Source organism: Thiolapillus sp. (genome assembly GCF_048562965.1).
Classification (GTDB): Bacteria; Pseudomonadota; Gammaproteobacteria; order Chromatiales; family Chromatiaceae; genus Thiolapillus; species Thiolapillus brandeum_A.
This window is the reverse complement of sequence record NZ_JBHNMF010000150.1, coordinates 1-6,983: the sequence shown is the minus strand read 5'-3', so window position 1 is coordinate 6,983 and position 6,983 is coordinate 1. Positions and strand designations below refer to the sequence as shown.

Sequence of the window (6,983 nt, the reverse complement as noted above, 5' to 3'; positions counted from 1 at the left end):
ATGTGTTGGGTCAATAGCATAGACTCGGCGTACTATGATGTCAAGCCTCTACAGACATGAAAAAGCGATTGTAGATCCATCGAGGCAGGCTTGTACTCATCTTAGGGGTGAGTAGTTACACGGATGGAATCAATAGTGCGCCCGCCAGCCAATACTTCGTTACTCATGAAACAGGTGTAGTAATCGCTGTTGGCTTCGATCAGCGTAACCTCTATCGAGGCATCCAGCATACGCAGATACTTGGCCGCAGTCGCCCCCCGATGCCTCCGCCGACCACGACCACTTTCTTCCTGGCGCCACCAATGGCAAAAGGGCTGAAGGCCAGGCAGGAAGATGCTGTCGCCGCCACACCAGCGGCCGAAAGAAATTGCCTGCGCGTGATCCCCCTCACCGGCCGGATCCCCTCGGCTTGCTGCCGGCATAGTAGTTGAGCAGTTGATCGACGGCGGCATCACCCACCTTACGATACAGCGTCCCCAGCTTTTTTTTTCATCTTCTGGGGCATCCGGCTTCTGCCCGCCAGCATGTCAGCAAGCGTATATTTCAGATAGGGTGTCCATTGGCCGGCCAGGATACCGGCGTCGTTCTCGGGGGATGAGCCACCCTTGGCATGGCATTTCTCACAATAGCGGTCATGCAGCCTGGCGCCCTCCCCGGCCAGTTCCGGGTTGGACTTCTGCCCCCGGGCGGGGACAAACGCCTGTCCGGAAAAGAAATCCGCGATACGCGCGATTTCCTCTTTCGAGTAACCTTTGGCGATGCGCCCCATGATCGTAGAGACGCGCTCATCCGACTGGTAGTCCTCCATGGCTTTGATGATGTAGTCCCTCGATGCGCCTGCCAGCGTCGGGATGGCTGGGCCATTGCTGTTGCCACCAGTACCATGGCAACCGGCGCAGATGTAGGCGGGCAGGACGGCAGCCGGCGCTTCCGCCATTGCCATGCCACTCAGACCCAGCCCCCAGGCAACAAGCGCCCCTTTTGTAAGCCTGCGCACGACACAGGCGGTAGCAGCCCTCATGTTCCGGTAAAGCTTCATGTCAGGTGCTTGCACCAATGCTTTACCCCGGGAGCCATGATTTCAGTAGAGCGCATTAAACCTGCTCCACACCCTGCCTGCTTGACTGTTGAACCGGAACTGCGACTGGTGCGTAAAAAAACGCTGCCGAAGCAGCGTTTTTTTGAGTTTCTCACAATCCTTCTACTGCTGACTTGCGTAGAATTCAATCAGTTTTTCCACGTCGCCGTCTTTCAGTTTCTTGATTTTCTTTCTCATCTTCTTGGGCACGGTGCGCTCCTTGGACATGATCAGATCAAACTGACGTTTCAGGTAGCCCTTCCACTGGCCGGCAAGAATAGCGGCATCGTCATCGGCATTGGAACCGTTTTCGGAATGACATTTCTCACAGCGTTTCTTGTGTACCTTGGCGCCCTTCTTGGCGAGTGCCGCATCGAATGGCTGTTTGTGAGGGATGAACTTCTGAGCGGCGTAATGCGCAGCAGCTTTCTTGACATCTTCGTCAGAAAGTTTCTTGCTGATCTCCAGCATGTCGGTTTCTTCACCATCCTTGGGCTTGTACTTGTCCGCAGGTCTTTCTCCGGATTTATAGTCTTCGAATATTTCTTCCAGGGTTACTGCAGAGAATCCGGCAATGCTGGGCACCTTGTCGTCTTCACTATTGCCGTTCTTGCCGTGGCAGGAATCGCACTTGTCGGTCAGTTCGCTGGCCTGAACCATGGCTGGCAATGACATTGCCAGCGCCAGGCCGGTCAATACGCTTACCAGTGTTTTTCTTGTGATTTTCATATACTTCGTCTCCACCTCTTAAAAAATACTCCTCTGGAGGCTAGGAGTTTACGAAATAAGGGAAAGCATATCAACAGACCGGATTTCGACCGGAACCTGCATCTGTTGCGGCGGGAAATCAGGTGCTCGGGATCTTCAGCACCTGGCCCACACGGATACGATCGTTACTGATGCGGTTTTCACTGCGCAGATCCGCAATACTCACCCGATGGCGCTGGGCGATAGCAGACAGCGTATCGCCACGTCGAATGACGTATTTTGCCACGGACTGCTTCCCTGCCTTTTTCTGTTTCTGCAGGGCCAGGCGCGTACCCAGAGGAGGTTCGTTGTGGAAATACTCCTTGATGCCTTTGAAAACAGCTTTGGCGATTTTCGTCTGATAGGAAGCGCTGGCCAGCTTGCGCTCTTCCTGGGGATTGGAAATGAAGCCGGTTTCCACCAGCATGGAAGGAATATCCGGTGACTTGAGCACCATGAACCCGGCATTCTGCACCTTGTTGCCATGCAGCCTGCCAATCTTGCCCATTTCCCGGTGCACGGTGCGGGCCGCACGCATACTGGCGGCCAGGGTGCCTGTCTGGGCAAGGTCCAGCAGCACGGATGCCAGTACATCATCCTTGTCATCCAGGCTCACCCCACCCACCATGTCGGCAGCGTTTTCTTTTGCCGCCAGCCAGCGCGCAGCTTCACTGGAGGCACCACGATTTGAAAGCACGAAAACCGATGCGCCGCGGGCTTTCCTGTTGCGGAAGGCATCGGCATGAATGGAGACGAAGAAATCGGCATGCTCCCGCCGCGCAATTTTCATGCGCTTGCGCAGGCCGACATAGTAATCGCCCTTTCGCGTCAGCACGGCGTGCATACCCGGTTCGGCATCGATCAGCTTTTTCAGCCTGCGTGCGATTTGCAGGGTAATGACTTTTTCCTTGGACTTGAGCTTCTTGCCGCGGGCCCCAGGATCTTCTCCCCCATGCCCCGCATCGATGGCGATCACCACATCCCTTGCGCCTTGCATGTTCTGGCTTTTTTTCACGCTCTGCACCGCTTTGGCTGCACCATTGCGATCATAGAGGTCGATGACCAGACGGTGACCATACTGGCCACTGGGCCGCAGCATGAAGCTGCGCGGGCGCACAGCCTGTTTCAGATCCAGCACCACGCGCAGTTTGCCGTTTGGTTGGGGCGCATAGCGCAGGGAAGAAATATGACGGTTCCTGAACTGGTCCGACTTGAGCTTGGCCTTCAGATCAGATTTTTCGAAATCAATGACCAGACGATCAGGATTATGCAGGGAAAACAGGCGATGCTGCACCTGTTTGCTGACATCGAACACCAGACGCGTATGATCCGGCGCATTCCACATGCGCACGCCATGAATACTCGCATCTGCAAACACCGCAACAGGTGCTGTCAGGCAGAGCAGGCACAACAGGACAACTGCATTTTTTACGCGATGAATATTCATGATCCCGATCTTCACGATATGGAAAATTTCCCTCTGGATTTAAAAATATCACAGGAAAAATATTTTTTCTAGTGTTTTCGGGGGGATAAGATATTTTTCTAAAGTCCAGAGTCAGATAGAAAAGCAGCACATTGTTTCTGCAGCCGATCACAATCAGCCGGCTCACAGGTGACTTCCAGCCTGCGGCCCGTGTCTTGATAGCCGAGCTGCAGGATCAGGTCCGGCAGCGGCAACCAGCCTTCGCCCTTCTCCGGCCATTCCACCAGCACCTGATGGGTGCCGCTGAATATCTCCCGGCCACCCAGAAATTCCAGCTCTTCGGGATCACTCAAACGGTACAGATCCAGGTGATAGACGGTCATCCCTTCCAATGGATAGGGTTCGACCAGCGTGTAGGTCGGACTGCGCACCGCCCCCTGAAAGCCCAGCCCGCGAAGAAAACCCCGCACTAGGGTGGTCTTGCCCGCCCCCAGATCACCATTCAGGTAGATCAGCAGGGGTTTGCCGGAAAACACCCGGGCCATGCAGGCGCCCAGGGCCATCTGCTCCTCTTCTGAAGCACAGCGGAAAACAGACTTATTCATTTTCCGGATTGGCCAGACGCCGGATGTGGGACATGAGATCGCTGGCCAGCAGGCCGCGCTCACCGGCACGGGCGGCCTTGTCGGCTGCGGCTGCATGCAGACACACGCCCAGTTCAGCGGCATGGGCCAGATCCCAGCCCTGAGCCACAAAACCGGCGATGACACCTGTCAGCACATCACCCATGCCACCGCTGGCCATGCCGGGGTTGCCATCGGTACAGACAGCCGTGGGCCTGTTGCCACCATCGAGCACCAGGGTTCCCGCTCCTTTCAGCACTGCCACGCCGCCATAACGGCGCTGCAGTCGCTCAACCGCCCTGAACCTGTCGGCGTTTATCTCTTCCGTTGTGCATTTCAGAAGCCGGGCAGCTTCTCCCGGATGGGGCGTCAGTATCCACTTGTCGTGCGAGCGGGGAAATTCCGCGAGCAGATTCAGGGCATCTGCATCTGCTATCAGAGGCAATTCCGTATCGATCAGCGCCTGCCACAAGGCATGCCCCCAGTCGGATTTTCCCAGGCCGGGTCCCAGAGCCACAACGCGAGCCCTTCCGGTGAGTGACAGCAGATCAGCCGGTGATTCAACGCCATGAACCATGATCTCGGGACGGGCAGCCAGCACCGGACAGACGTGCCCCGGACGGGTTGCCAGGCTGACCAGCCCGGCGCCGCTCCGCAGGGCCGCCTCGGCACACAGTCTGGCTGCGCCACCGTAGCCCCGGTCGCCGCCGACGACCAGCACATGCCCGAATTGCCCCTTGTGGGCCGTGCGTGATCGCGGCTGCAGCAGTTGTTTCTGTCGCTGCCAGTCCAGCCTTCTGGCCGACAGGATCTGGCTGGCATAGACCTGTGCCGGCACATTGAGGGCTTCGAAGTACACATCCCCACAGCAGTCCGGTCCGTCTGCCGTGAACATACCCTGCTTCAGGCCGATGAAGCTGACAGTGGCATCCGCACGCACTGCCGTTCCCAGTATCCTTCCGGTATCCGAATGCAGGCCGGAGGGAATATCCAGCGCAAGCACTGGAACCCGAAAGGCATTCACCGCTTTCAGGGCTTCAGCCCAGCGTCCTTCCACATTGCGCTCCAGGCCGGTGCCAAACACGCCATCCACGATGAGATCCGTATCCCGGGGCAGGGCCTCCCCGAAAGGCTGCCAGTCACCGGACAGCGCCGCGTAACGCAGGGCATTGGTTTTGGCATCCCCGGCAATCCGCTCCCGGTCACCCAGTTGCAGGACAGTCACGCGCAAGCCGGCCTGCAGAGCCAGCCGCGCGACCACGAAGCCGTCCCCACCATTGTTTCCCGTACCTGTCAGCACCAGGATACGACGGGCATCCGGCCAGCGCCGGCGCAGCAGATCGAAAGCCGCCTGCCCGGCTCGCTCCATCAGTTCCTCTCCCGCAATGCCGTAGCGCTCGATGCTCAGACGATCCATCTCACGCACCTGGGCTGCCGTATACAGGGCAGCAGGCAGGCTGGATTTTCTGGGCATGGGGCGGTAACTCATGATGATGAAAGACGGGCAAATGGATTTGCTTTATTCTACCGCCATGTCTTCGCCTGACGCCAAAGAACTTGCCACCCTCGCCGGCCGGATCAAGGAGTGGTCCCGTGAACTGGGCTTCCAGCAGACCGGTATCGCCGATACTGATCTGCAGGCGGCGGGAAGCAGGCTGCAGGAAGCAGAGAAAGACGGGCGGCTGGCCGACATGGACTACCTGTGGAAACACGGCAGCAAACGTTATCACCCTGGAGAGCTGATACCGGGCACGGTGCGGGTGATTTCCGTGCGCATGGATTACCTGCCGCCGGACGACGATGCCAGGGCCGTGCTGCAGAATCCGGCCAAGGCTTTCGTATCGCGCTATGCCCTGGGGCGGGACTACCACAAGCTCATGCGCAAGCGCCTGCAGAAGCTGGCAAAGCGCGTCCAGGCACACATCGGCGAATTCGGTTACCGCGTGTTCGTCGATTCGGCACCCGTGCTGGAAAAACCCCTGGCGATCAAAGCCGGTCTGGGCTGGATGGGCAAGCACACCAATATTATCAGCCGGGAAGCCGGTTCGTGGTTTTTTCTGGGCGAGATCTACACCGATCTGCCCCTGCCTGTCGACATACCCACGGAAGAGCACTGCGGACGCTGTACCGCCTGTATCGACATCTGCCCCACCCGCGCCATCGTGGCGCCTTACAGGCTCGATGCCAGACTGTGCATTTCCTATCTGACCATTGAACATTTCGGTCCCATTCCCCAGGCGCTGCGACCGCTCATGGGAAACCATATCTATGGCTGCGATGACTGCATGATGGTCTGCCCCTGGAACCGCTTCGCCATTCCCACCGGGGAAGCAGATTTTCTGCCACGGCAGGGTCTGGACCAGGCAGGTCTGCTGGAGCTGTTCTCCTGGGACGAAACTGCCTTTCTGAAAAGAACGGAAGGCTCACCCATACGGCGCATCGGTTTCGAACGCTGGCAGCGCAACATCGCCGTGGCGCTGGGGAACAGCGAAGGGGGAAAGGAGGTCATTCAGGTATTGCAGAATGCCCTGCCCGAGGCCAGCGAAATGGTGGCAGAACACACCCACTGGGCCTTGCAGCAGCTGAAAAAACAGGATTGAAAAGAATTTCCCTGCCCACCGTACCCTGGTCGCAGGATACGGTGGGCACGAACCGCATCAATCGGGATTCATGCAGAACCAGCCGGAAACATTGCCCTGCTCAAGGACGGACAGGCGTGCATCCAGACTCTCACAGACCCCGGCCAGGGTGCGCCGTGCCAGATCCGGCGAATTGTTCTTCTCGCTCACATGCCCGATCACCAGGTGCTGCAGGCGCCCGTGATCGATTTGCGCCAGTATTCGTGCCGCCTGGTCGTTGCTCAAATGGCCATAGTTGCCGCCGACACGCTCCTGCAGCCGCGGTGGATACGGGCCGTTTTGCAGCATCTGCACATCATGATTGCATTCCAGCAGCAATGCATCCACGCCTGTGATGGAGGCAATGACGTCAAGCGTGTCTTCGGCCTCGTGAAAGATTTTGGGACATCCCAGTCCCCAAAATCGACTCGGCCTTTGACAACCTATTGGTGCCCCAGCCGTCCTGGTCACCAAGCACTACGCAACAACTT

Annotated in this window: 8 protein-coding genes; 1 reads left to right on the top strand and 7 read right to left on the bottom strand. The window is 57.8% G+C overall.

Annotated elements, in window-relative coordinates:
• Positions 1 to 101: 101 nt before the first annotated feature.
• From ACOCD2_RS09600 to ACOCD2_RS09575, 6 genes are all read right to left on the bottom strand, one after another.
• Positions 102 to 422: a hypothetical protein gene (locus ACOCD2_RS09600; protein ID WP_293645317.1), complete on the bottom strand. Its 321-nt coding sequence runs from the start codon at positions 420 to 422 to the stop codon at positions 102 to 104.
• 38 nt (positions 423 to 460) lie between these two features.
• Positions 461 to 1,039, bottom strand: a complete 579-nt coding sequence (locus tag ACOCD2_RS09595; RefSeq protein WP_294045483.1) for a c-type cytochrome — start codon at positions 1,037 to 1,039, stop codon at positions 461 to 463.
• A gap of 162 nt (positions 1,040 to 1,201) precedes the next feature.
• Positions 1,202 to 1,807, bottom strand: coding sequence for a c-type cytochrome (locus tag ACOCD2_RS09590; protein WP_293645313.1), 606 nt, complete (start codon positions 1,805 to 1,807; stop codon positions 1,202 to 1,204).
• A 118-nt stretch (positions 1,808 to 1,925) separates the two neighbouring features.
• On the bottom strand, positions 1,926 to 3,287 hold the full coding sequence (locus tag ACOCD2_RS09585; protein ID WP_293645311.1) for an N-acetylmuramoyl-L-alanine amidase: 1,362 nt from the start codon (positions 3,285 to 3,287) through the stop codon (positions 1,926 to 1,928).
• An 83-nt stretch (positions 3,288 to 3,370) separates the two neighbouring features.
• Positions 3,371 to 3,856, bottom strand: a complete 486-nt coding sequence (gene tsaE, locus ACOCD2_RS09580; protein WP_293645309.1) for a tRNA (adenosine(37)-N6)-threonylcarbamoyltransferase complex ATPase subunit type 1 TsaE — start codon at positions 3,854 to 3,856, stop codon at positions 3,371 to 3,373.
• Positions 3,849 to 5,363, bottom strand: coding sequence for an NAD(P)H-hydrate dehydratase (locus ACOCD2_RS09575; RefSeq protein ID WP_293645307.1), 1,515 nt, complete (start codon positions 5,361 to 5,363; stop codon positions 3,849 to 3,851). The genes tsaE and ACOCD2_RS09575 overlap by 8 nt, the downstream gene beginning before the upstream one ends.
• Before the next feature lie 43 nt (positions 5,364 to 5,406).
• Between ACOCD2_RS09575 and queG the strand changes: the two genes are divergently transcribed.
• Positions 5,407 to 6,474, top strand: coding sequence for a tRNA epoxyqueuosine(34) reductase QueG (gene queG, locus ACOCD2_RS09570; protein WP_295366746.1), 1,068 nt, complete (start codon positions 5,407 to 5,409; stop codon positions 6,472 to 6,474).
• 57 nt (positions 6,475 to 6,531) lie between these two features.
• On the opposite strand, the gene ACOCD2_RS09565 is transcribed toward queG, so the two are convergent.
• Positions 6,532 to 6,840: a hypothetical protein gene (locus ACOCD2_RS09565; RefSeq protein WP_293652540.1), complete on the bottom strand. Its 309-nt coding sequence runs from the start codon at positions 6,838 to 6,840 to the stop codon at positions 6,532 to 6,534.
• Between the last annotated feature and the right edge of the window lie 143 nt (positions 6,841 to 6,983).